Annotated in this window: 27 protein-coding genes; 16 read left to right on the top strand and 11 right to left on the bottom strand. The window is 30.7% G+C overall.

The features are described 5' to 3' along the window. Positions 1 to 16 precede the first annotated feature (16 nt). Positions 17 to 1,096 (bottom strand): DNA replication/repair protein RecF, encoded by a 1,080-nt coding sequence (gene recF / locus ACKTSU_RS04130; protein WP_408035082.1) that lies wholly within the window; start codon positions 1,094 to 1,096, stop codon positions 17 to 19. Positions 1,097 to 1,210: 114 nt separating this feature from the next. Here recF and ACKTSU_RS04125 point away from each other — a divergent pair, with 114 nt between their 5' ends. From ACKTSU_RS04125 to ACKTSU_RS04100, 6 genes are all read left to right on the top strand, one after another. Next, positions 1,211 to 1,996 (top strand): tetratricopeptide repeat protein, encoded by a 786-nt coding sequence (locus ACKTSU_RS04125; protein ID WP_408035081.1) that lies wholly within the window; start codon positions 1,211 to 1,213, stop codon positions 1,994 to 1,996. Then, complete coding sequence (gene ribH, locus ACKTSU_RS04120; protein ID WP_408035080.1) at positions 1,996 to 2,502, top strand: 6,7-dimethyl-8-ribityllumazine synthase; 507 nt, start codon at positions 1,996 to 1,998, stop codon at positions 2,500 to 2,502. Before ACKTSU_RS04125 ends, ribH begins: the two co-directional genes overlap by 1 nt. A gap of 178 nt (positions 2,503 to 2,680) precedes the next feature. Then, positions 2,681 to 2,959 carry a riboflavin synthase subunit beta gene (locus ACKTSU_RS04115; protein ID WP_274633535.1) on the top strand — a complete coding sequence of 93 codons (279 nt, stop codon included), beginning with the start codon at positions 2,681 to 2,683 and terminating at the stop codon, positions 2,957 to 2,959. A gap of 4 nt (positions 2,960 to 2,963) precedes the next feature. After that, positions 2,964 to 4,817 carry a DNA mismatch repair endonuclease MutL gene (gene mutL, locus ACKTSU_RS04110; RefSeq protein ID WP_408035079.1) on the top strand — a complete coding sequence of 618 codons (1,854 nt, stop codon included), beginning with the start codon at positions 2,964 to 2,966 and terminating at the stop codon, positions 4,815 to 4,817. A gap of 8 nt (positions 4,818 to 4,825) precedes the next feature. After that, complete coding sequence (locus tag ACKTSU_RS04105) at positions 4,826 to 5,602, top strand: rhomboid family intramembrane serine protease (RefSeq protein WP_408035078.1); 777 nt, start codon at positions 4,826 to 4,828, stop codon at positions 5,600 to 5,602. A 32-nt stretch (positions 5,603 to 5,634) separates the two neighbouring features. Further along, complete coding sequence (locus tag ACKTSU_RS04100) at positions 5,635 to 6,495, top strand: rhomboid family intramembrane serine protease (RefSeq protein WP_408035077.1); 861 nt, start codon at positions 5,635 to 5,637, stop codon at positions 6,493 to 6,495. A gap of 20 nt (positions 6,496 to 6,515) precedes the next feature. On the opposite strand, the gene ACKTSU_RS04095 is transcribed toward ACKTSU_RS04100, so the two are convergent. After that, entirely contained in the window at positions 6,516 to 6,656 is a 141-nt protein-coding gene (locus ACKTSU_RS04095; RefSeq protein ID WP_408035076.1) for a hypothetical protein, read from the bottom strand. Positions 6,657 to 6,798: 142 nt separating this feature from the next. Between ACKTSU_RS04095 and ACKTSU_RS04090 the strand changes: the two genes are divergently transcribed. The 4 genes from ACKTSU_RS04090 (at position 6,799) to ACKTSU_RS04075 (ending at position 10,607) form a co-directional block, all read left to right on the top strand. Next, positions 6,799 to 7,509, top strand: coding sequence for an endonuclease/exonuclease/phosphatase family protein (locus ACKTSU_RS04090; protein ID WP_408035075.1), 711 nt, complete (start codon positions 6,799 to 6,801; stop codon positions 7,507 to 7,509). 55 nt (positions 7,510 to 7,564) lie between these two features. Next, positions 7,565 to 8,707, top strand: coding sequence for a geranylgeranyl reductase family protein (locus tag ACKTSU_RS04085; RefSeq protein ID WP_408035074.1), 1,143 nt, complete (start codon positions 7,565 to 7,567; stop codon positions 8,705 to 8,707). Positions 8,708 to 8,861: 154 nt separating this feature from the next. After that, complete coding sequence (locus ACKTSU_RS04080; protein WP_408035073.1) at positions 8,862 to 9,590, top strand: aspartyl/asparaginyl beta-hydroxylase domain-containing protein; 729 nt, start codon at positions 8,862 to 8,864, stop codon at positions 9,588 to 9,590. 21 nt (positions 9,591 to 9,611) lie between these two features. Continuing rightward, positions 9,612 to 10,607, top strand: coding sequence for an SAM-dependent methyltransferase (locus tag ACKTSU_RS04075; protein ID WP_408035072.1), 996 nt, complete (start codon positions 9,612 to 9,614; stop codon positions 10,605 to 10,607). On the opposite strand, the gene ACKTSU_RS04070 is transcribed toward ACKTSU_RS04075, so the two are convergent. The 5 genes from ACKTSU_RS04070 to ACKTSU_RS04050 all read right to left on the bottom strand — a co-directional run bounded on the left by ACKTSU_RS04070 (position 10,604) and on the right by ACKTSU_RS04050 (position 14,722). Beyond that, positions 10,604 to 11,146: a hypothetical protein gene (locus ACKTSU_RS04070; RefSeq protein WP_408035071.1), complete on the bottom strand. Its 543-nt coding sequence runs from the start codon at positions 11,144 to 11,146 to the stop codon at positions 10,604 to 10,606. The two genes, ACKTSU_RS04075 and ACKTSU_RS04070, sit on opposite strands and share 4 nt — an antisense overlap. A gap of 163 nt (positions 11,147 to 11,309) precedes the next feature. Beyond that, positions 11,310 to 11,729, bottom strand: coding sequence for a hypothetical protein (locus tag ACKTSU_RS04065; RefSeq protein WP_408035070.1), 420 nt, complete (start codon positions 11,727 to 11,729; stop codon positions 11,310 to 11,312). Between the two features lie 43 nt (positions 11,730 to 11,772). After that, entirely contained in the window at positions 11,773 to 12,111 is a 339-nt protein-coding gene (locus ACKTSU_RS04060) for a zinc-ribbon domain-containing protein (RefSeq protein ID WP_408035069.1), read from the bottom strand. A 109-nt stretch (positions 12,112 to 12,220) separates the two neighbouring features. Then, the gene (locus ACKTSU_RS04055; RefSeq protein WP_408026724.1) at positions 12,221 to 12,862 is read right to left on the bottom strand and encodes a response regulator; all 642 of its coding nucleotides are present in this window, start codon (positions 12,860 to 12,862) and stop codon (positions 12,221 to 12,223) included. Between the two features lie 6 nt (positions 12,863 to 12,868). Further along, positions 12,869 to 14,722 carry a tetratricopeptide repeat-containing sensor histidine kinase gene (locus tag ACKTSU_RS04050; protein WP_408035068.1) on the bottom strand — a complete coding sequence of 618 codons (1,854 nt, stop codon included), beginning with the start codon at positions 14,720 to 14,722 and terminating at the stop codon, positions 12,869 to 12,871. A gap of 227 nt (positions 14,723 to 14,949) precedes the next feature. On the opposite strand from ACKTSU_RS04050, the gene ACKTSU_RS04045 reads away from it, so the two are divergent. The 5 genes from ACKTSU_RS04045 (at position 14,950) to ACKTSU_RS04025 (ending at position 17,660) form a co-directional block, all read left to right on the top strand. Further along, positions 14,950 to 15,183: a thioredoxin domain-containing protein gene (locus ACKTSU_RS04045; protein ID WP_073184826.1), complete on the top strand. Its 234-nt coding sequence runs from the start codon at positions 14,950 to 14,952 to the stop codon at positions 15,181 to 15,183. A gap of 67 nt (positions 15,184 to 15,250) precedes the next feature. After that, positions 15,251 to 15,514, top strand: a complete 264-nt coding sequence (locus ACKTSU_RS04040) for a DUF2024 family protein (RefSeq protein WP_408026722.1) — start codon at positions 15,251 to 15,253, stop codon at positions 15,512 to 15,514. Continuing rightward, positions 15,514 to 16,116 carry a MarR family winged helix-turn-helix transcriptional regulator gene (locus ACKTSU_RS04035; protein ID WP_408035067.1) on the top strand — a complete coding sequence of 201 codons (603 nt, stop codon included), beginning with the start codon at positions 15,514 to 15,516 and terminating at the stop codon, positions 16,114 to 16,116. Before ACKTSU_RS04040 ends, ACKTSU_RS04035 begins: the two co-directional genes overlap by 1 nt. 91 nt (positions 16,117 to 16,207) lie before the next feature. After that, complete coding sequence (locus ACKTSU_RS04030) at positions 16,208 to 16,933, top strand: AAA family ATPase (RefSeq protein WP_408035066.1); 726 nt, start codon at positions 16,208 to 16,210, stop codon at positions 16,931 to 16,933. Then, positions 16,926 to 17,660, top strand: a complete 735-nt coding sequence (locus ACKTSU_RS04025) for a YggS family pyridoxal phosphate-dependent enzyme (protein ID WP_408035065.1) — start codon at positions 16,926 to 16,928, stop codon at positions 17,658 to 17,660. The genes ACKTSU_RS04030 and ACKTSU_RS04025 overlap by 8 nt, the downstream gene beginning before the upstream one ends. Here ACKTSU_RS04025 and ACKTSU_RS04020 read toward each other — a convergent pair. The 4 genes from ACKTSU_RS04020 to ACKTSU_RS04005 form a co-directional block, all read right to left on the bottom strand. Continuing rightward, positions 17,657 to 19,291 carry an ABC transporter substrate-binding protein gene (locus ACKTSU_RS04020; RefSeq protein WP_408035064.1) on the bottom strand — a complete coding sequence of 545 codons (1,635 nt, stop codon included), beginning with the start codon at positions 19,289 to 19,291 and terminating at the stop codon, positions 17,657 to 17,659. The genes ACKTSU_RS04025 and ACKTSU_RS04020 overlap by 4 nt on opposite strands. Then, the gene (locus tag ACKTSU_RS04015) at positions 19,248 to 19,679 is read right to left on the bottom strand and encodes a DUF4442 domain-containing protein (protein WP_408035063.1); all 432 of its coding nucleotides are present in this window, start codon (positions 19,677 to 19,679) and stop codon (positions 19,248 to 19,250) included. Before ACKTSU_RS04015 ends, ACKTSU_RS04020 begins: the two co-directional genes overlap by 44 nt. Before the next feature lie 100 nt (positions 19,680 to 19,779). Continuing rightward, positions 19,780 to 20,100: an antibiotic biosynthesis monooxygenase family protein gene (locus ACKTSU_RS04010; RefSeq protein WP_408026716.1), complete on the bottom strand. Its 321-nt coding sequence runs from the start codon at positions 20,098 to 20,100 to the stop codon at positions 19,780 to 19,782. Further along, positions 20,097 to 20,597 (bottom strand): GNAT family N-acetyltransferase, encoded by a 501-nt coding sequence (locus tag ACKTSU_RS04005; protein ID WP_408035062.1) that lies wholly within the window; start codon positions 20,595 to 20,597, stop codon positions 20,097 to 20,099. Before ACKTSU_RS04005 ends, ACKTSU_RS04010 begins: the two co-directional genes overlap by 4 nt. 127 nt (positions 20,598 to 20,724) lie before the next feature. Here ACKTSU_RS04005 and mtaB point away from each other — a divergent pair, with 127 nt between their 5' ends. Continuing rightward, complete coding sequence (mtaB, locus tag ACKTSU_RS04000) at positions 20,725 to 22,059, top strand: tRNA (N(6)-L-threonylcarbamoyladenosine(37)-C(2))-methylthiotransferase MtaB (protein ID WP_408035061.1); 1,335 nt, start codon at positions 20,725 to 20,727, stop codon at positions 22,057 to 22,059. The last annotated feature ends 14 nt before the right edge of the window (positions 22,060 to 22,073 follow it).

The following is a 22,073-nucleotide window of genomic DNA, read 5'->3' as shown; positions in this document are numbered from 1 at the left end:
GCTCCTAGTAACGCCATTATAATTTAAAAATCTGATACTCTTGATTACTCTGTTTAATCACATCCTCTGTGCGTTCTGCATGCGTGTCAGTAATGAAAATCTGACCAAACTCATCACTATTTACCAAGTCTACAATTTGAGCTACGCGATTTTCATCTAGCTTATCAAAAATATCATCTAACAACAAAATTGGCGTTACGTTAGATTGCTGTTTGATAAACTCAAATTGTGCTAATTTTAGTGCTATTAAATACGATTTTTGCTGTCCTTGCGATCCAAACTTTTTTATTGGATGCTCTCCTATTTCAAAACTTAAATCATCTTTATGAATTCCTGCCGATGTATACTGCAAAATTTTATCTTTCTCTAAATTTTGTTGCAATAACCTTTCCAAAGGCATTTCGTTTAACTGACTTTTATAACGCAAATTCACCTCCTCTTTAGCCCCTGAAATAATTTGATGCTTTGCATTAAAAATAGGAACAAATGCTTCTAAAAACACTTTTCGTTTATTATAAATAATCTTTCCATATTCAATCAACTGTTCATCGTACACCTTAAGGTTCAATGCATCAAACGTTCTGTTTGCAGCAAAGTATTTCAACAAGGCATTTCGTTGACTTACAATCTTTGTGTACGAGATTAAAGCTTGTAAATACTGTTTGTCTTGTTGCGAAATGACGCCATCAATAAACTTACGACGTGTTTCGCTTCCTTCAACAATTAAATCTCTATCAGCAGGAGAAATAATTACAAGTGGTAATTGCCCAATGTGTTCAGAAAACTTTTCGTAGGCTTTACCGTTACGCTTTAACACCTTTTTTTGCCCTCTTTTTAAAGAACAAATAATCTTTTCTTGTCTATCATGCAGTAAATAATCGCCTTCAATCATAAAAAATTCTTGACCATGACGAATATTCTGTCCAGCTATCGAATTGAAGTAACTTTTAGCAAAAGACAAGTAATAAATTGCATCCAATATATTGGTTTTACCAATACCGTTATTCCCAACAAAACAATTTATTTTCTTTTGAAAATCAAAAGTTTGCGATTCGATATTCTTAAAGTTAACCAATGATATTTTTTTCAAATACATGAATAAGCGTTGTTTCAAAAAAGAATGCGCAAATTATCGAAAATTTACGAAAAAACGACTTTTAAAATCCAATTAAAAAAACTATTTTTGTCGCCACTAATTTTTTAAGCAACTATGGCTACATACAAGAAAAGAGGTTATAAACCTAAGAAAGAAAAGGTTACACAAGAAGTAGAAGAAACATTTGATGAAACGCAAAGTACTACCGCTGAAGTATTTAATACTTTAGACGAAACTGCAAACAAATCAGAGGAATGGATTGAGAAAAACAGCAAACCATTATTTTACGGATTGGTAGCTATTGCAGCTTTAATTTTAGTGTACTTAGCTTATAGCAAGTTTATTGCTGAACCTAAGCAACAAGAAGCTTCAAATGAATTAGCTTACCCAAGAGCTTTATTTGATGAAGCTGCTACTTTTGCTGGTACTAAAGCAGATTCTATCTACAACTTAGCTTTAATAGGAGGAGTTGATGGTAAATACGGTTTTATTGATATTGCTGATCAATTTGGTGGTACAAAAGCAGGAAACTTAGCAAACTATTATGCTGGTATTTCTTACTTAAAAATGAAAAAGTATGAAGAAGCTATTGAGTATTTAAGTAGCTTTAAGTCTGATGACGAATTATTAGGCCCTACTGCTTTAGGTGCTATTGGTGATGCTTTTGCAGACATCAACCAACCAAAAGATGCTTTAAATTATTACGAACAAGCAGCAAACAAAAAAGACAATCAATTTACTACTCCTTTATTCTTATTTAAAGCAGCTCAAATTGCTATGGATTTAAAAGAGTACAGTAAAGCTGAAAAATTATACACAACCATTAAAGAAAAATACGCTGATTCTGACCAAGGAAGAGATATTGAAAAATATATCAACAGCGCAAAATACGCTCAGTAATGGCAACAACAAATTTATCTTATTACGATAAAGCTTCAATCCCAAATGCGAAACCTTTTCGATTTGGGATTGTTGTTTCAGAATGGAATCCTGAAATCACTCAAAACCTTCATAAAGGTGCTATTGAAACTTTAGTAGACTGTGGTACTGAACAAGAAAATATTATTTCTTGGGACGTTCCTGGTAGTTTTGAATTGGTGTACGGATGCAAAAAAATGATTGAAACTCAAAAATTAGATGCTATCATCGCAATTGGAAATGTTATTCAAGGTGAAACAAAGCATTTTGATTTTGTATGCGAAGGCGTAACACAAGGAATTGTGGACTTAAACATCAAATACGATGTTCCTGTAATTTTCTGTGTGCTGACTGACAACACCAAGCAACAATCACTTGATCGTTCTGGCGGAAAATTAGGAAACAAAGGAATTGAATGCGCTGTAGCCGCTATTAAAATGGCTGCTATTAAAAACCAAGAGCGTACATCTAACTCATTAGGATTTTAATTTCTTAAAAAAAGAACAGCATAAAGAAGCGAGAAATCTTAAAAAGGTTTCTCGCTTCTTTTTTAACTTTAATTTATCCACAATTTTTGACCACCTCTCTATAATTCAGTAACTTTGAACTTGGACTTATTTGGTGTGATTTTTGTTACACATAAGCTATTAATGAAGCAACATTTTTATGGGATTTATCAAAAGAGAAAATAAAAAGTTCGATTATAAACCTCGTTATTATCAAGGAGAAGGGAATCCTTATGAGATAAAACAAAAGTTTGATCAGTACAGAACTACTATTGGAAAGAAGAAGAATTTAAAAGGAAAATTCAATGCTGCTTTAGACGACCTTAAAGAGTCAGGGTATCGATTTAATAAAACAATCGTAATTATCGCATTAATTTTAACGCTTATTTTCTTGTTCATTATCGATTTTGATCTTTCAATCTTTTTCCCTAAAAAATAACTAAATGTCAGATATCATACAGTTACTTCCTGATCATGTTGCCAATCAAATTGCTGCTGGTGAAGTGGTACAACGCCCCGCTTCTGTAGTAAAAGAATTGATTGAAAACGCTATTGATGCAGGTGCTACTTCAATCACTTTATTGTTAAAAGATGCCGGTAAAACTTTAATTCAGGTAATTGATGATGGTAAAGGAATGAGTCCTACTGATGCCCGTTTGAGTTTTGAACGTCACGCAACTTCTAAAATTAAAGACGCACAAGATTTATTCAACCTAAACACTAAAGGGTTCCGTGGTGAAGCTTTAGCCTCAATAGCAGCTATTGCACATGTTGAGCTAAAAACCAAACAAGAAGATGATGAATTAGGTACACAAATAAAAATTGAAGGTAGTGAAATCGTTTCTCAAGAAGTAGTTTCGACAGCAAAAGGAACAAGTATTGCAGTTAAAAATTTATTTTTTAACATTCCTGCTCGTCGAAATTTTTTAAAATCAGACACTATTGAAACACGTCATATTATTGATGAATTTCAACGTGTTGCTTTAGCACATCCGAATATTACTTTTTTACTACATCATAACAATAACGAAGTTTACCATTTAAAAAAGAGTAATCTTCGTAAACGTATCGTAGCTATTTTTGGAACTAAAATGAATGAAAAGTTAGTTCCTATTAACGAGCAAACCGATATTATTACCGTAAACGGATTTGTAGCTAAACCTGAGTTTGCTAAGAAAAAAAGAGGAGAACAATTCTTTTTTGTCAACAATCGTTTTATCAAAAGCTCGTATTTAAATCATGCGGTTGTGAATGCGTTTGAAGGTTTGTTGGAAGGCGGATCGCATCCCTCGTATTTCTTATATCTAGAAGTACCACCAAATACGATTGACATTAATATTCATCCGACAAAAACGGAAATAAAGTTTGATAATGAAAAAGCATTATACGCTATTTTACGTGCTACGGTAAAACATAGTTTAGGGCAATACAACGTTGCTCCTGTATTGGATTTCGATAGAGATGCTACTTTGGATACTCCATATGATTATAGTAAAAAAAGCGGTTCTTCTATTCCACCGATAACAGTAGATCCTACTTTTAACCCGTTTAAAACGGAAACTAATTACAAAGAGCCAACTAATACAAGTAGCTCACCTAAAAGTAGCACAACACACAGTTATCAGTCTAATTTTAAAAAAGATACTGGAAGTTGGGAAGCTCTATATACAAATACTGAGACCATTGAGCCTATTCAACAAGAACAACTTTTTGAAACTCAACAAGAAACTGAGACAGGAAAAACTTTTCAAATTCAAAAGAAATATTTGTTGAGTTCTATAAAATCAGGAGTGGTATTAATTCATCAATCCTTAGCACATCAACGTGTTTTATATGAAGAATTTTTAGAGAATATTACCGTTAAAGAAGCTAGCAGTCAGCAATTACTATTTCCTGTAAATATTTCGTTTTCTTCATCAGATATTGAAATGATTTACAGTATAAAATCTGATTTAGAAAGTGCTGGTTTTATGTTTGATGAATTCACAAAAGAAAGTGTGGTTATTGCGGGGATTCCAACTTCAATAACTGAAAGTCAAATAACGCTAATTTTAGAACAGTTATTAGACGATATAAAACTCGAAGTCCCCGACACAAGTTTTAGCCACTTTGATGTAATGGCAAAATCTTTTGCTAAATCATTAGCTATAAAAACTGGTACTTCTTTAAATATGAAAGAGCAAGAAAATTTAGTTAACAATCTATTTTCTTGTAAAGAACCGACTATTTCACCTTTTGGCAAACCAACTTTTAAAACCTTGTCTTTAAATGAAATTGATGCCATTTTCAATAAATAAAAAATTCTATGCCTAGATTAACACAAGCCATAAAGCATTTAATAATCATTAACGTGATTCTATTTTTTGCTCCGCAGTTATTAAATATGGATTTAACCAATCTGTTTGCTTTGCACTATCCTGCAAATGAGCATTTTGGTTTTTGGCAATATATTACTCATATGTTTATGCATGGAGGTCCTGCACATTTACTTTTTAACATGTATGGTTTATGGGCTTTTGGTACTCCGTTAGAACAAATGTGGGGTAGAAATAAGTTTTTATTTTTTTATTTTTCTGCAGGAATTGGAGCTGGATTAATTTATACACTTGCTAATTACTATCAGTTTAACGGAATTTACGAGCAATTAATTTCATCTGGAATTACAAGTGATGAAGTATCTAAAATATTAGATATCTCAACTTATTCTACAAAAGAATTTATAAATCAATGTAATATAATATTATCTAACAACTCAACTTTGACTCCATATCAAGGACTTGGAGACAACTTAATAGAAATTAACAATCTTTTTAACTCTCCAGCTGTTGGTGCCTCAGGTGCTGTTTACGGTGTCTTAGTAGCTTTCGGATTAACCTATCCTAACGCTAAACTAGCTTTGATCTTCTTCCCTGTTCCAATAGCAGCAAAATACTTTATTCCGTTAATTATTTTGAGTGATTTATTCTTCGGAATGACGAGTTATTCGATTGGTAATATTGCGCATTTTGCCCACGTTGGTGGAGCTATTATTGGTTTTATTATAGCATGGTACTGGAAGAAAAATCAATTCAGATTTCACTAATTTAGTATATTTATAAAAAGGAGCTATATATAATGAATATACTAGATAACTTAAAATATAGATTTAAACACGCAGGTGTAGTTGAAAAACTTATTTATGTAAACCTTGCTGTATTTTTATTGGTTTTTATCACCAATACCTTTGGTTTTTTATTCCAATCAAAAACTAATTTTATTGTTGAATGGTTTGCTTTGCCTGCCAATTTTAACGATTTTATCACTAGACCATGGACTCTTATTACCTATGGTTTTTTACACACTAGTTTTTTACACATTTTATTAAATCTAATCGCTTTGTTTTATGTTGGGTATTTATTTCAACAGTACTTTACACCCAAACAACTACTTAGTTTCTATCTATTAGGAACTGTATTTGGAGGAATTATTTTTATAGCTAGCTATAACTTTTTCCCTGCTTTACAAAATGTTGCTCATAATAGTGTTTTGCTAGGAGCTTCGGCTGGTATCTCAGCTATTTTTATAGGTATTGCTACCTATATACCCAATTATGAATTAAAGTTCCCTTTAATTGGTTTTGTAAAATTGTGGGTATTGGCATGTATTTGGGTAGCTATTGATATTATTCAAATTCCTGCCGGAAATGCGGGTGGACACTTAGCACACATTGGCGGTGCTTTGTTTGGTTTTTTCTACGTTCGTAGTGCCAGCAATAAAGACTTAGATATTTTTAAATCAATTAAAAAATTCTTTGCTAAAAAAGAACCAAAGCTTAAAACAGTATATAAATCGGGGAACAAAACACCAAAAAACAGAGATAAGAAAACACAAAATCAACAAGATATTGATGCTATTTTAGATAAAATTAGCAAGTCTGGTTACGATACACTTAGTAAAAGTGAAAAAGAATTTTTATTCAAACAAGGAAAAAACTAAATGAGAAAGTATTCGATAGCTCATAAATTTTTATTTTTCATTAATTCAGTTTTTGCAACTGTTTTATTGCTTTCGTATACACTTCCATATATTTCTCCTAAAACAATTCCTTTTCTTTCAGTTTTTAGTTTAACTGTTCCATTACTAGTTGTTACTAACATTTGCTTTTTTATTTATTGGCTTATTAAAATTCATAAAAATGCTTTTTTGTCTCTTCTTGTTTTAATTATAGGGTGGTTTATTTCTACTCCCCTAATTAAGTTTACGAACAAGGAAATTATACTTAATAATGATTTAAAAATCATGAGTTATAATGTTCGTTTGTTTAATCATTACAAACATGAAAATGATGCAACTACCGAACAAAAAATATACAAGTTCATTAATGACAAAACTCCCGATGTAGTTGCTTTTCAAGAGTTTTACAACTCAAAACTTTTAGACATAAAACTTCCTTACAAGTACATAAAAACTAAGACTAAAACAAATAAGTTTGGGTTAGCGATTTACTCAAAATATCCTATCATTAACTCTGGTTCTCTTAATTTTAAAAGCAGTGCCAACAACACTATTTTTGTCGATATTGTTGTAAAGAAAGACACCATTCGTGTATACAATGTACATTTAGAATCGTTAAAACTTAATCCGAAAAAAGAGAATTTTGGCGAAAAAAGTTCTGAACGCTTGTTTAAACGCTTAGAAAATGGTTTTGTGAAACAAGTTGACCAAGTTGATTTGATAACTCAACACGAAGCCACTTGGAAAGGTAAAAAAGTAATTTGCGGAGATTTTAACAACACTGCCTATTCATGGGCATACAACCAACTAGCTACCGATAAAAAAGATGCTTTTATTGAAGCTGGCATGGGTATGGGTAAATCTTTTCGCTATATCTACCCTATGCGAATCGACTTTATTTTAACAGATAAAAAGGCCACTATTAATCAATTTAAAACTTACGGAGACATCAAACTTTCTGACCACTACCCTGTTATGGCTCGTTTACATTGGTAAATTTATTTTTAATTCGGTATAAAAGTGTATTTTTAACCGATTTAAAAACACACCTATGAAACAACACTACGATGTTGCTGTTATTGGCAGCGGACCATCAGGAGCTTCAACAGCTTTTTACTTAGCTCAAAAAGGAATTTCAACAGTTATTATTGAAAAAGAAACTTTACCCCGCTATAAAACATGTGGTGGAGGTTTTGTTTTTAGAGGTCGTAAAAACTTACCTTTTGATATTAAAGAAGTAGTTGAAAAAGAGTTCCATACTGTTGATATTTATTTGGGAGAGAAACTTCACTTTAAAACACATAGAGAAGAGCCAACTATTTCTATGATTATGCGTGATTCTTTTGACAATCTTATTACTCAAAAAGCAAAAGAGTTTGGAGCTACTTTACTAGAAAACCACAAATTAAAAGGATTAACTTTTTCTGATGATATTATTACTCTAGAAACTTCTCAAAGTAATTTTACTGCTAGTTTTGTTATCGCTGCAGATGGTGCGTTGAGTCCAACAGCTAAAATGGCAGGATGGAAAGAAGATACTCGTAAATTAATTCCTGCTCTAGAATATGAAGTAGAAGTTTCTGATGAAGATTTTGAACGTTTATCAAAAGAAGTTCGTTTTGACATTGATGCTATTCCTTATGGTTATGCTTGGAATTTTCCGAAGAAAAAACATTTATCTATTGGTGTTGCTTCCGCTAGAAGAACTAAAATTAACTTAAAAGAACACTATCAACAATATTTAAAAACTCTAAATATTACGAATATTGTTAGTGAATCTCAACATGGTTTTCAAATACCTGTTTCTCCTCGTACAGATGGTTTTGTTAAAAATAATGTGTTTTTAATTGGTGATGCCGCTGGCTTTGCTGATCCTATTACAGCTGAAGGAATTTCTAACGCTATTTACAGTGGTAAATTAGCTGCTGAAGCTATAATTGAAAGTAAAAAAGAACCTGAATTAGCTGAAAAATTATATTTAGAAAAAATATCTGAAAACTTACTTCCTGAAATAAAAACTGGTTTATGGCTTTCTAAATGGTTTTACGAACAAAAAAGTATTCGAAATATTGTATTAAAAAAATATGGTCAACAATTTAGCGAAGCTATGGCTGATGTTTTTCACGGAGATAGAAGTTATCCTAAAGACATTAAAAAAACAATTACGAAACGAATTAAAGATTTAGTTTCTTAAAAATGAAAAGCAGCCTCAAAAGGGTTGCTTTTTTATTTTGAATATTCTTCCATTCATACTTAAAAAATCGGCGCTTATTCTAAAAAAATATTTAATCTACAATTTTTCTAGTAACTTGCTGTAGAACTATTATAACATTAATCTTTACTTACAAGTGAAAGAAATTAAAACTACTTCGTCTTTAAAACTTCCTTTTCTTTTTGATATTAATAAGCTTTTATATGACTACTCTTTAGTTGTAAACCAACATTGGATTCCTCACTTTAATACATCGGGATATGAGGGAGAATGGAAAGCAATTCCTTTATATACTAGCAATGGTGATGCTTCTAATATTTTTGCTTTTCAAAACGATAACAATACTATTCTAGAAACTCCTATTATGAGTAATTGTAAGTATTTTAAAGAAGTAATTAGTTCTTTTAAATGTCCTATTTTGTCTGCTCGCTTATTACGTTTAGGTGTTGGTGCAGAGATAAAACCTCATCGTGATTACGAGCTAGGTTATGAAGATGGACATTTTCGTTTACATATTCCTATTGTTACGAATAACAAGGTTCAATTTATTTTAAATGATGAACAATTGAAGATGTTATCTGGTGAATGTTGGTATACGAATGTAAATTATATACATTCAGTTACTAATAAAGGAAATGAAGATCGTATTCATTTAGTTATAGATGCTGAAAGGAACGAATGGTCTGATGCTTTATTTTTTTCGCTCGCTCCAAAAGAAAGCTTTCAACCTATACAAAAAGAGATTGACTCTCCTGAAACAATACGTCTTATTTTAAACGAGTTAAAACACCATAATGAACCTGCTTCTAAACAGCTTATTCATAAAATGGAGCAGAAGTTATTAAAACTTACATCAAAAAAATAACAACTCTATCAATAACCTATAATGAATCTTAAAAAAGAGTTACTACGTATTACATCTCAATTCTTTGAGGAAATACCTGATTATTCTTCAGCTATAAATGAATATAAACAATTCCTACTTAGTGTTTCAAATGAAGATATAAACAATGAAGTATATCTAAACAATATTCAACGTAAAAATGGTATTGCAATAGGTACTTTATGGGCTGCCAATTGTCTTGATGATTTAATAAGAACTCATAAGTTTATCAAAGGCATTGATATTGCAATTCAAGAGAAAATTCATCAAAAAGGCTCATTACATATTCTTTACGCAGGTACAGGTCCTTTTGCTTCACTTATACTTCCTTTTATATTAAAATATGCCGATTTTAATATAACATATACGCTTTTAGAAATAAACCCTCTCAGTTTTGAGGCTTTAAAAAACACAATTAAAAAATTAGGTTTAGAAACACATGCCATCAATTTTATAAATGAAGATGCTACAAAATATAACATTTCAAAAAGCTTTTCTCCTGATATTATTGTAAGCGAAACCATGCAACGTGCTCTAGATAGTGAGCAACAAGTTTCTATCTTTTATAATTTAATGAAGCAAGCTAATTCTGATACTATTTTTATTCCAGAGAAAATAACATTATCTATTGGCTCAAGCGCTTATGAAATTCAGAAACCTGATACTCTACAAAAATACCATCGTAAACATCACAAGGTTTTTGAAGTTAGTAAAGAAGCCATGAACTCGGAAAACTGGTTATTTGATAAAACTACTACCCAGTTGAATTTTGCTAAAAAACAGACTATTTTAAAAATTGAAGAACTTTCTAGAGCTAAAGAAATTGTAGTGATGACAGAAATTACAATTTATAAAAATGAGAAACTTCTTATAAATGAAAGTGGCTTAACCGCTCCTAAATACATTGAAGATATTTCTAACAACAAAAAAGAGCCCTTAACTATCGAGTCTCAATATGTAATTGGCTCTGAACCCAAGCTTGAAATAAAAATTATTTAAACAAACTTTAACTTTACTCCTTTTTTCTCAGCATAAATTTTAGCCGCCTCATCTAGTTTAAGGTTTTTCTCTTTAAACTCCTCTAAACTTTTTGCTTTAAACTCTTTAATCAATTGATTAATTTCTTGTTGAGTTTTTCCCTCGTCATACATATATGCTATTTCTGCATAGTCTTTTTTATATAAGTCTATGCTATACTCAAACAACTCTATAGAAGTGCTAATTAACTCTTTTGAGTCTTCGTTTACTTCTAACTTTTGAACATCTTTTAAACTTTTTTCTAAATCTGGAATTGTTACCTTATGAAGATATTGAGAGAATGTTGCTGCATATTCTTCTCCATCATTATCATAATACTTTAGATATTCATTCTTTTGTAATTCTTTAAGTTGCTCAAAATATCCAATACCATAATTAGCCGTTAACAAATTGGCTTTTAATACTGTTTTTTCAACAACTTTTTGCGGAGTTTCTTTCTGACAGCTTACTAAGAATACAAACGCTACCATGATTGTTAAAACATTTTTTATCTTTTTCATTTTCGACAATTTTTTATCGGATTATAAAAGTAAACTTCCTTTTCTTATAAAAAAACATTGCAAACAAGGCTTTTGATTTTTTGATAGAAACCCCACACCCCTACCTATATTTTACCTCAGTTTGCAATGCTATAAATATTTTTCTTTTTCTTTCTTTATTAGGTTATATGAATAAGAATGAAGCAACAATCATCCAAATTCCTACTATAATACCTAATATTCCAAACTTTCCTTGTTTTGGTGCAATCTTCCCTCTCAACTGTTCTGCTTTTTCTTTAGCTTCAGCATTTTTTGATAAGAATAATTTATTTATCATTCCGTATCCTAACATAAATCCTAAGACAGCCTCAACTAAGCTACCTGCTAAGAAAGTTACCCACCAAATTGGCGCAGTAGTTAACCAGCCTATGTTTAAAACTGCTGAAATAATTCCCCAAATACCCCAAATACAGAAGATAAGACCAATCCATCCTTGGTAAGGCTCTATTTTTTCTAGCAATTCTTTAGCGTTTGGTTTTTTTGATAAAATTAAAGATGGCACTGCCACAATACTTAAAAACACTAATGAGATTCCGTAAATCATGTTTAATTAAAATTTAAATGGTTTGTATATTGATTTTTATTATTTATGAATTAAAAAGTGCTGAAGAAAACATAAACAGCATTAAAAAAGTTACGATGATAAGCCCTGAAAACATCCACCAAGGAGTTTTACTGGTTTGCTTATATTCTTTGGCTTTTCGTTGTAAATCTGGAGGCATTTGACTTTTACTCATCTCTAATTTACAATGTCCGCAAATGCTATATGTTTTTTTGAATAATGGGAAAACGGGAATCCAAAATATATGCACATACAATCTATTCACCTGAATAAATAAACGCTCTGATGTATTACAATAACTACAACTGTGATTGTTTACTGGCTGTATGTTTATTTTAGCTTCACGCCACCCAAAAATGACCATAACTTTATTGCTTAATAATTACGGTACAAAGATGCGTTGGAAGTGTTTCTTAAAATAGACTGAAACTAGCGAAAGTTAATACCCTGTTTTCAGGGGGTAGACGCAAAAACTACTCTACTAAGCCCAGTTTTATTGCGTATTTAGTTAAACCTGCTAAGTTTTTTACGTTAAGTTTAGATATTAAATTCTTTCTATAACTTTCAATAGTATGTTTACTTAAAAAGAGTTTATCTGCTATTTCTTGTGTAGTATATTCTTCTGCAATTAGTTTAAGTACATCTTTTTCTCTTGCTGTTAGCATTACAGAGGTTTCTTTTCTTTTATTAAAAACATTTTCCATATAAGCTTCTCGTACAGATTGTGAGAAATACTTTTCACCTTTAAGAATGGTTTGTACAGCTTGTAGCAATTCAGATTGTGTTGCATTTTTAGACAGATATCCGTCAACATTATTCTTTATTAATGCATCTATCATCCCTGTATCAGTATGCATACTTACTATTAATGTTTTAATATCTGAGCGTTCTCTTTTTATATAATCGTTCAATGTAATACCATCTATATCTGGCATAGAAATATCACTAATAACAATATCTATATGTTGATCTGGATTTGTTTTTATGTATTTTATTACATTTTCACCACTGTTTGCCGTTAATAAGATATTGTAAACATCTTCATTGTTAAAAATGTTCAACAATCCATCTAAAAACATCTTATGGTCATCAACTAAAATAATATTATAAGTCATCATATATTAATTTAAAGGTACATCAATATCTATCACTGTTCCTCTGCTAGGGAAAGAGTTAATTAAAATATTTCCCCTAATTGTTTTTAATCTATCTTTTAAATTTTGAAACCCTAATCCGTATTTTACTTTTTCTTGATCAAACCCAACACCATCATCTTCAAAAAGTAGTTGTATGGTATTATTAAATACAGAAAGTTGAATATCTATTTGTGTTGCCTTGGCATGTTTTAATGCATTGGTCAATAATTCTTGAATTATTTTATAGAGCTCTACTTTTAAGTTCTCATCAATTTGATTCACCTCTTCTGCTGGATGAATTTGTAACGTTATTTGTTCTTTAGATAATGCCTTAACATTATTTATATACTCTGTTATAATTGTTGTAAAAGCAGAATCTTTAAACTTTTTAGGCATTAAGTTATGAGACAACTCTCTTACCTGATTATACGTTTCATCTACTTGTTTAATGAGGCTTTCTTGTTCTAACTTGCTCTTATTTGATAATTGTAATTTTATCGTTGCTAAGTTTCCTCCAATACTATCGTGTAACTCTCTGGCAATACGTTTTCTTTCGTTATTTTGCCCTTCTAGTGAAGCTTTTACCAACTTTAACTCTTGGTCTTTAAGTAACGTAGTTATTTTTTGTTGATTTACTTCTTCTAAAGTCTTATTAAGTTTACTTTGTGTTTGTAATTTTTGATAGTACATATACAACAAAGCTAGTACAGGTATTAATACAATAAGAAAGGCTATTAGTATGTATGCCTTCACTGTTTTTTGTCGCTCTATCTCTTGCTTTTGCTCTAGAGTTTTATACTGTACTTCTAGCTCATTGACTTGCTGTTTATTTTGACTTACTAAAATTTCATTATTTACACGATTTAATTGTGTCATTAAAGCATGTGCATTTTTATAATCTCCAGTTTCAGCATAAGCATTTTGAAGACCTAAAATAGCTCTTCTTTCTATTTCTAAATTTCTCCACTGAATAGAGTTTATATATACTGTAGATAATATAGTTTTGGCGTTTTCATAGTCTTTCTCTTTTAAATAAAAATTACCTATTACATTTCCTGCCTTAGCATATAAGGTATAGAAGCCTCTGGATAACGATTCGTTAAAAACATTGTAACAAAGATCTAATGCCTCATCTATTTTACCTTCTTTTTGTAATATTCTACCAAGCCATAAGTCAATTTTTAATGCCTCTTTTACAAAGTCATCTGATACATAAAATAGTTTTGCTTTCTCATAATTTTCTTTTGCTTTTTCAAACTCTTTTCTTGTATAATAAATGAAACCAAGCTCAAAAAGAGCATCGTGTTTTAGTTTTTCGTTTGGAGCATCTTCAACACACTTTTCTATGATTGCTTTTCCTTCTTCTTCTTTTCCTCTAACATACTTTACAACCCCAAGCCCTATTCTATTTTTAATAAACAATTCATCATTTGGTTTACTGTTTGAGTGCTCTATTCCTTTAAAAAACCACTTCAAAGCTTCATCAAAAAGTCCTTTTTCTAACTTTCCTTCAGCTACTATACTAGAAACCTTTGATAAATGATTTTCTTTATCTATCAATTTATTCTTAGTTGTTTCCGTATACAGTTTATTTCCATAGTATATAATGGAATCTAAATTTCCTTTTTCTCTATGAAACTCTATAAGATCAAATGTGGCATCATATTTAGCTTTGAAGTTTTTTGCCTTATTTATTTTTGAAAAAAGAGAATCATTAGGTATTGTAGGGTTTACACCAAAGGCCTTAAATCCTTGCACTCCTCCCGACTGCGACATCCCTTTTAAAGCAAAAAACAAAAGAACTGTGATTATAGCTTGCTTTACAAATAATAATCTCATTTCTTTTTTTAAGTAACCTATTCTCATCCCAATTATTAAATCTTTTCTATAAACAATAAGAACCGCTAAAATTACATAACATTTTTATTTCTTAATTAACTATTAACAACTTTATTATACACAACCCATCTCCAAAACAGTAACAGTTTTTATAAAAAAATAAAAAATATTTTTTATAGTTAGGAAACCTAACTATATTTGTATCAAAATTTAAAATCAATATAATTATGAGTAAATCTATTTTTTATCACGCAGGTTGTCCTGTTTGTGTAAGCGCAGAACAAGACATTATTAACTTAATTGGTTCTGATAATGTTGAAGTTGTTCATTTTGGAGAAGACAAAAGTCGAATTTTAGAAGCCGAAAATGCCGGTGTAAAATCTGTACCTGCTCTAGTTACTCCAACAGGAAATGTACTTCACATTAATTTTGGAGCTTCAATGGACGAAGTAAAAGGATAATTTTTTTGCTCTATAAAGTTAGGACTCCTAATTTTATAGAGCTTTTCAATATTATAAACTAAATAAAATGAAAGTAGCTGTTTGGGATACATATGTAACAAAGAAAGATAATACAATAATGCATTTTGATATTATTGTTCCTTCAAACAATAAAGACACTAACATAATTTTTAATTATGGTACGGAATATTTAAAAACTAAAGGCCTAGAAAACCTTGAACTATCTTCAAAAGAATGTGTATTTTGCCATATTGAAATACTCAAACCTGAATGGGAAGATTCTATACATAAAAAAGGGTATTTTATATACGAAATGGAAAACTGTAATTAATGAAATCTCCTTTTGACTTAGATCAGCAAAACAATAAAATTGAAAGCAAAATAGTTGTGGCTTTAGAACGAATTTCTGAAGCTTTTAGGGTACTTCTTTGGAATGAAAGCAAGGAGAACTCTTTAAGCCCTATTCAAATTCAACTTCTGATTTTTTTACTGTTTCATTCAGAAGAAAAATGTAAAGTGAGTTATTTAGCTGAAGAGTTTAACATGACTAAAGCTACTATTAGTGATAGTATTAGGGTTTTATTAAAAAAAGAATTAGTTCAAAAGTTTCATAACCCTAGCGATACTAGAAGTTATATTATTGGTCTAACTGAACAAGGAAAACAAATAGCAGAGAAATCCGCTAATTTTACTTTCAATATTGAGAAACCTTTAAGTTCATTGCCTGAAAAGCAGAAAAAAGATATTTTAACTGGACTTTTGAAAGTAATATACCAGTTAAATCAAACAGGAGTAATAACCATACAACGAATGTGTTTTACTTGTTCTTATTATCAAAATGAAAACAATGAGCATTTTTGTAAACTTTTACAATCTAAACTAGCCTCTAAAGAGTTAAGAATTGATTGTCCTGAACATGAATTTAAGAGTTAATATTTTAAAGCATCAACCCTACTTCTTAACGGTATGTTAAAAGGTTTAATTTATTACGTACAACCTTTTATTTTTGACAAAAAATTATAAAATGGCTATACATAACTTGATTCTTCAGTCGAAAGAAACAACTATTGAACTACACGAAGTTCATCTAAGTGATAAAAACAAAAACACATTACTACAACTATTAAAAGAATTTAAACACGTTGCTGTTTTAGATAAATACAAACTGCCTGTTGATAATAAAATTTTATTGTTTGGACATACTGGCTGTGGTAAAACTACCACTGCAAAGGCTATTGCTAAAAAGCTCGATAAAAAAATCATCACACTTAATTTAGGAAGTATCGTCTCTTCAAAATTAGGAGAAACAGCTAAAAACATATCTGAGGTTTTTAAAAAAGCCACTAGAGAAAGCGCTGTCTTATTTTTAGATGAGTTTGATTACATCGGTAAAGCTCGAGATTATGATAGTAAAGATTCTAGTGAGATGAAACGATTGGTTAATACAGTTATTCAACTTGTAGATCAACTTCCAAATGACGTTTTATTAATTGCTGCTACGAATCACTCTAGTGTTATTGACACTGCTCTTTTAAGACGTTTTCAACTGAAGCTTAAATTCGAAGCTCCTAATGAATCAGATTTAGATAGTTATTATGAAGCTTTACTACAACAGTTTCCCGAAGAATTTAGAGAAGTGAATCGTATCTATGGGATATCTTATGCAGAAGCAAAAGACATTACTTTTAGAGCTGTAAAAAATAAAATTATTGAAAAAGAAGAACTTAATAGTCAATTAGTAAATGGATAATATTCAAAACAACCTCAACATTATTCATCAAAGAATACAATTTTCTTGTAAAAAAGCTAATAGAAACCCAAAAGATGTTCGTTTATTATTAGCTACAAAAACGGTAAATACAGACAAAATAAATTTTGCTTTAGAGCAAGGTGAATCTCTTGTTGGTGAAAACAAAGTACAAGAGCTAAAACAAAAATGTAATGCAATAAAACACTTGCAACCTGAAGTGCATTTTATAGGTCATTTACAAAGTAACAAGATTAAAGAAGTTATAAAGTGGGCTAGTTGTATTGAATCTATTGATCGCTTATCTGTTGCTCAAAAATTGCATCAACGATTAACTTTAGAGGAAAAAGAAATAGATGTATACATACAAGTAAACACCTCTTTTGAAGAAAGCAAATTTGGTGCTAATCCAGAGGAAACTATTGAGCTTGTAAAAGAAATTTCAAAGTTTACAAACATCCATATAAAAGGATTAATGACTATTGGTCTACTAAGCTCAGAATCAGATGAAGTTCGAAAATGCTTTCAACTTTTAAAACAACTTCAAGAAGAAATTAAAGCACTTCAAATTCCTAATGTTGCTATGGAAGAGCTTTCAATGGGAATGAGTGGTGATTTAGAAATTGCTATTGAAGAAGGTGCTACTATTGTACGAGTTGGAACAGCTATATTTGGAGAACGAATATACCCTGACAGCTATTACTGGAACGAAACAAAAAATAACGCTTAGTTTTTCTGTACTCTTTTTAAGTTTAACAAATCAATAGGATTAATTCCTAAACCTGTAACATTTTTCTGTGTAAAACGAATTACCTCATCGTAATATAACGGTACAATTGGTGCTTCAGTAATTACAATGCTATCCATTTTTTGGTATAATCTATGACGCTTTTTTACAGATACTTCTTTAATAGATTGTTCGTACAAAGTATCAAAAAGTTCATTTTTAAAATGCGTGTAGTTAGGTCCATTAGGAGTAAAATTTTTACTGTAAAATAACGACACATAGTTTTCCGCATCAGGGTAATCAGCAATCCAACTTGCTCTAAAAATAGGCAGCTTACCATTTGCTTTTCCTTGGCGCAATGTTGAAGGCGGAATCACATCTACTTTGGTAGCTATTCCTATTTTTTGCAATTCACGTTGAATAAACTCGCACAAATCTAAATAATTGCTGTTCGTTGTAATGGCTATTTGTGGATTCTCATCTCCTGTCTCTTCTTTGTACTGTGCTACTAACCTCTTCGCTTCTTCAGGTTTGTATGAATACCCTTGTTGATTATTGAATGAAGGCAATCCTTTGGGGATGAATCCACTTGTAGCAGGACTCCCGATTCCGTTCCGCAAAAACTTAATCATCTTCTCTCTGTCAAAACCATAATTTATAGCTTGTCGTATCAATTTAGATTTTGTTGGATGCTCCTCTTCTCCATCTAAATATATTCCTAAATATTCTGTATTTAAATACGCTCCTGTTTGCATATTGATTTTAGAAACATATTTATCTTTTAAGGTTCCATCAGTATTTAGAATATCATCTTTATATGAGGCATCTAAACTCTTCATAAAATCTATATTTCCTTGAATAAACTGTAAAAACTCGCTTTGTTTGTCTGGTAAAAAAGTTACAGCTACTGCTTCTAAATACGGAAGTTGATTTCCTTTTTCATCCTTTTCAAAATAGAGTGGATTTTTTCTCAATACCAGCTTTGTATTTTCAACCCAAAGTTTAAAATGGAAAGGTCCTGTTCCAATCGGATTTGCTCTAAACTCATTCCCAAAATAATCAACAGCTTCCTTTGGAACTACAGAGCAATATTTCATAGCCAGCAATCCTAAAAAAGGTGGAAAAGGTTGCTTTAAATTAATTGTAAAAACTGAATCACTCTCTGCTTTAAAATTAGCAACATTTTGCAATACCCAACCACCTGGAGACGCCACATTTTTATCAAGTAATCGATTAAAAGAATATTCAAAATCTTTTGCTATAACTTTTCTTGTAGAGTCTCTTCCAAATAATTCATGCTTGTGAAATAATACATCATTCCTTAAATGAAACTGATAGGTTCTCCCATCTTCAGAAATTGTCCATTTTTTTGCTATTGAAGGTTGTACTTGTAAACTATCATCCAGCTCTACCAATCCATTATACAGCTGATTTACAGCCCAAATATTTCGTTGATCTTTTGTAAAAGCAGGATCTAATGAGGTAATATTTGAATGCTCATTATAGCGAAAAACTTGTTTATCTGTAAAGTTACTTTTCTCTTTTTTACAAGAAGTTATTACTAATAAAGCTATAAGAACTAATAAAAAATTATTTATTCTTTCGTCTATTTTTATAGTACGTTTTATCTGCAATGTAAATGGTTTTATCAATTTTTGTAAAAACAGTAGATTTATCTTTACTTACTATTTCTAGCTCTTTAATCAAATCTATTTTTTTCTCTACTTCTACTCTCTTCTTTATTTCTTCAATTTCATCAGCAGAAAAAACAAAATCTATAAAACCATCTTCATAAACAGGTTTTATAAATTTAATAGATGAACTTTTATCCCAAACAACATAATCATTTCCTAAAATATTAATTAATTGAATCATATAAATTGGATCTGTTGCCGAAAATAAACTTCCACCAAATATGGATCCTACATAATTCTTGTTTTTATAACTAACAGGAATTTTCACTTTCACGTTCAATAAGTCATCAGATACATATATTATTTTTCCTGTAGACCTTTTGTACATTGGAGATAAGTTAAACCCATACTTAAATATGGTGCTTTTCTTAAAAAACTTACTTAAAAATTTATTTAGTACTGCGTACATGAATTTACTACCTTATTTATTACCCTTTTTCAAACCCATACTCTCGTTCTACTTTACATATACGTAGTTGATATTTTTTATACCATCTTTCTCTCCCTATATTTCTAGCTTCAGTATGCTCTATGTTATTTTTCCATTTTAAGATAGCATCCAAACTTTCCCAATAAGAAACCGTAATCCCTACATCACTTCTTGTCGATTCAACACCTAAATACCCTTCCTGTTCTTTAGCTAAATTGTCCATTTTTTCAGCCATTTCATAATATCCCTCTGTATCCTCAGAAAGAGTTGTGGTGAAAACCACTGCGTAATACGGAGGCTTTAAATTATCTACTATCATAAATTTAGTTCATATTTAGTTTCTGGTAAACCAATATCGTCACTTATAAATTTCTCTATAGCAACAAAATTGAATCGTTCTAATATTTTAGCGGAAGCTACATTTTCATCTACAACGCATCCAATCAATTTCTTCATTCCTATGGATTTACAATATTGTATCAATCCTTCACAAAGTTCAGTTGCAAAACCATTTCCCCAGTATCTTTCTATAAATCGATATCCTATTTCATCATTTCCTTCTTCATCTTTTACCAAAGCAACAGTACCTACAAATTCATTATCTGTTTTTCTTTCTATTGCATAAATCCAAAAATCATTAGTTAAGTTGCCATATCTTTTTATCAACTGCTCTAAATCTTCCTTACTTTCTTCAAAATTTTTAGGCTCACCTGTAGCGTATTGCAATACTTTCGGATTGCTTTCCAACTCATAAAACGCCTCTAAATCAGAATGTTTTAGTTTTCTAACTAATAGTCTTTTAGTTTCAAAAATCATGAATATTATCGTACTTTTGCAAACCTTAAACTGTTAAAAACAGTAGCAGATTAAATAAACTATACGAACTTCTAAAAAATTGAAGACTTGTACAAGACTTTTATTTTTTATTTAGGATAGAGAAAAGATGAATGCAGATAAAAAAGTAGCTTTTTATACGTTAGGTTGTAAATTAAACTTTTCAGAAACCTCAACTATTGCTAGAAACTTTGTTAACGAAGGTTTTGAACGTGTTGAGTTTGAAGAAAAAGCAGATGTATATGTGATTAATACGTGCTCAGTAACTGACAATGCTGATAAACGTTTTAAATCTATTGTAAAGTCTGCCTTAAAACAAAACGAAAACGCTTTTGTAATTGGCGTTGGATGTTATGCACAATTGAAACCAGAAGAGCTAGCTGCTGTTGATGGTGTTGATTTAGTATTAGGAGCTACTGAAAAATTTAATGTAACTAGTTACATTAACGACTTAACCAAAAATGAAATTGGTGAAGTGCATTCATGTGAAATTGAAGAAGCTGATTTTTATGTAGGTTCATATTCTATTGGCGATCGTACTCGTGCCTTTTTAAAAGTACAAGATGGTTGCGATTACAAATGTACGTATTGTACTATTCCTCTAGCTCGCGGAATCTCTCGTAGTGATACGTTGGAAAATGTACTAAAAAATGCCAAAGAAATTTCGGAAAAAGGAATCAAAGAAATTGTATTAACTGGAGTTAATATTGGTGACTACGGAAAAGGTGAATTTGGAAATAAAAAACACGAACACACCTTTTTAGAATTGGTACAAGCATTAGATAAAGTTGATGGAATTCACCGTTTACGAATCTCCTCAATAGAACCTAACTTGTTAAAAGATGAAACGATTGATTTTGTTTCTAACTCAGACACCTTTGTTCCGCATTTTCATATTCCGTTACAATCAGGAAGCGACACGCTTTTAAAGAAAATGAAGCGTCGTTATTTACGTAAAGTCTATACCGATAGAGTATCAAAAATTAAAGAGGTGATGCCTAACGTTTGTATAGGTGTTGATGTTATTGTTGGTTTCCCTGGTGAAACAGATGAACTTTTCTTAGAAACTTACAACTACCTAAGTGAAATGGATATTTCTTATTTACACGTTTTCACTTATTCTGAAAGACCGAATACAGAAGCGGTTGAAATGGATGGTATCGTACCTAAAAATGTACGTACAAAACGTAGTAAGATGTTACGCGGATTGTCTGTTAAAAAACGTAGAGCTTTTTACGAAAATCAATTAGGAAATACTCTTACTGTTTTATTTGAAGGTGAAAATAAAGAAGGATACATTCACGGATTTACCGAAAATTACGTTAAAGTAAAAGCTCCTTGGAATCCGGACTTGGTAAACACCCTACATAAAGTTACCTTGACTAAAATTGATGAAGATGGTTTAGTGCGTTTTGATTTTGTGGATACAGAAGTTATTGCTTAACTTGTTGCCTAGTT

Source organism: Tenacibaculum aestuarii (assembly GCF_964510395.1).
GTDB classification, from domain to species: Bacteria; Bacteroidota; Bacteroidia; order Flavobacteriales; family Flavobacteriaceae; genus Polaribacter; species Polaribacter aestuarii.
The sequence above is the reverse complement of the archived record's forward strand: the minus strand, read 5'-3'. Positions and strand labels throughout refer to the sequence as shown.

Excerpts from the sequence above, each read along its gene's own strand:
- recF (WP_408035082.1), bottom strand. The coding sequence starts at position 1,096 with ATGTATTTGAAAAAAATATCATTGGTTAACTTTAAGAATATCGAATCG.
- ACKTSU_RS04125 (WP_408035081.1), top strand. The coding sequence starts at position 1,211 with ATGGCTACATACAAGAAAAGAGGTTATAAACCTAAGAAAGAAAAGGTT.
- ribH (WP_408035080.1), top strand. The coding sequence starts at position 1,996 with ATGGCAACAACAAATTTATCTTATTACGATAAAGCTTCAATCCCAAAT.
- ACKTSU_RS04115 (WP_274633535.1), top strand. The coding sequence starts at position 2,681 with ATGGGATTTATCAAAAGAGAAAATAAAAAGTTCGATTATAAACCTCGT.
- mutL (WP_408035079.1), top strand. The coding sequence starts at position 2,964 with ATGTCAGATATCATACAGTTACTTCCTGATCATGTTGCCAATCAAATT.
- ACKTSU_RS04105 (WP_408035078.1), top strand. The coding sequence starts at position 4,826 with ATGCCTAGATTAACACAAGCCATAAAGCATTTAATAATCATTAACGTG.
- ACKTSU_RS04100 (WP_408035077.1), top strand. The coding sequence starts at position 5,635 with ATGAATATACTAGATAACTTAAAATATAGATTTAAACACGCAGGTGTA.
- ACKTSU_RS04095 (WP_408035076.1), bottom strand. The coding sequence starts at position 6,656 with ATGTTAGTAACAACTAGTAATGGAACAGTTAAACTAAAAACTGAAAGA.
- ACKTSU_RS04090 (WP_408035075.1), top strand. The coding sequence starts at position 6,799 with ATGAGTTATAATGTTCGTTTGTTTAATCATTACAAACATGAAAATGAT.
- ACKTSU_RS04085 (WP_408035074.1), top strand. The coding sequence starts at position 7,565 with ATGAAACAACACTACGATGTTGCTGTTATTGGCAGCGGACCATCAGGA.
- ACKTSU_RS04075 (WP_408035072.1), top strand. The coding sequence starts at position 9,612 with ATGAATCTTAAAAAAGAGTTACTACGTATTACATCTCAATTCTTTGAG.
- ACKTSU_RS04070 (WP_408035071.1), bottom strand. The coding sequence starts at position 11,146 with ATGAAAAAGATAAAAAATGTTTTAACAATCATGGTAGCGTTTGTATTC.
- ACKTSU_RS04065 (WP_408035070.1), bottom strand. The coding sequence starts at position 11,729 with ATGATTTACGGAATCTCATTAGTGTTTTTAAGTATTGTGGCAGTGCCA.
- ACKTSU_RS04060 (WP_408035069.1), bottom strand. The coding sequence starts at position 12,111 with ATGGTCATTTTTGGGTGGCGTGAAGCTAAAATAAACATACAGCCAGTA.
- ACKTSU_RS04055 (WP_408026724.1), bottom strand. The coding sequence starts at position 12,862 with ATGACTTATAATATTATTTTAGTTGATGACCATAAGATGTTTTTAGAT.
- ACKTSU_RS04050 (WP_408035068.1), bottom strand. The coding sequence starts at position 14,722 with ATGAGATTATTATTTGTAAAGCAAGCTATAATCACAGTTCTTTTGTTT.
- ACKTSU_RS04045 (WP_073184826.1), top strand. The coding sequence starts at position 14,950 with ATGAGTAAATCTATTTTTTATCACGCAGGTTGTCCTGTTTGTGTAAGC.
- ACKTSU_RS04040 (WP_408026722.1), top strand. The coding sequence starts at position 15,251 with ATGAAAGTAGCTGTTTGGGATACATATGTAACAAAGAAAGATAATACA.
- ACKTSU_RS04035 (WP_408035067.1), top strand. The coding sequence starts at position 15,514 with ATGAAATCTCCTTTTGACTTAGATCAGCAAAACAATAAAATTGAAAGC.
- ACKTSU_RS04030 (WP_408035066.1), top strand. The coding sequence starts at position 16,208 with ATGGCTATACATAACTTGATTCTTCAGTCGAAAGAAACAACTATTGAA.
- ACKTSU_RS04025 (WP_408035065.1), top strand. The coding sequence starts at position 16,926 with ATGGATAATATTCAAAACAACCTCAACATTATTCATCAAAGAATACAA.
- ACKTSU_RS04015 (WP_408035063.1), bottom strand. The coding sequence starts at position 19,679 with ATGTACAAAAGGTCTACAGGAAAAATAATATATGTATCTGATGACTTA.
- ACKTSU_RS04010 (WP_408026716.1), bottom strand. The coding sequence starts at position 20,100 with ATGATAGTAGATAATTTAAAGCCTCCGTATTACGCAGTGGTTTTCACC.
- ACKTSU_RS04005 (WP_408035062.1), bottom strand. The coding sequence starts at position 20,597 with ATGATTTTTGAAACTAAAAGACTATTAGTTAGAAAACTAAAACATTCT.
- mtaB (WP_408035061.1), top strand. The coding sequence starts at position 20,725 with ATGAATGCAGATAAAAAAGTAGCTTTTTATACGTTAGGTTGTAAATTA.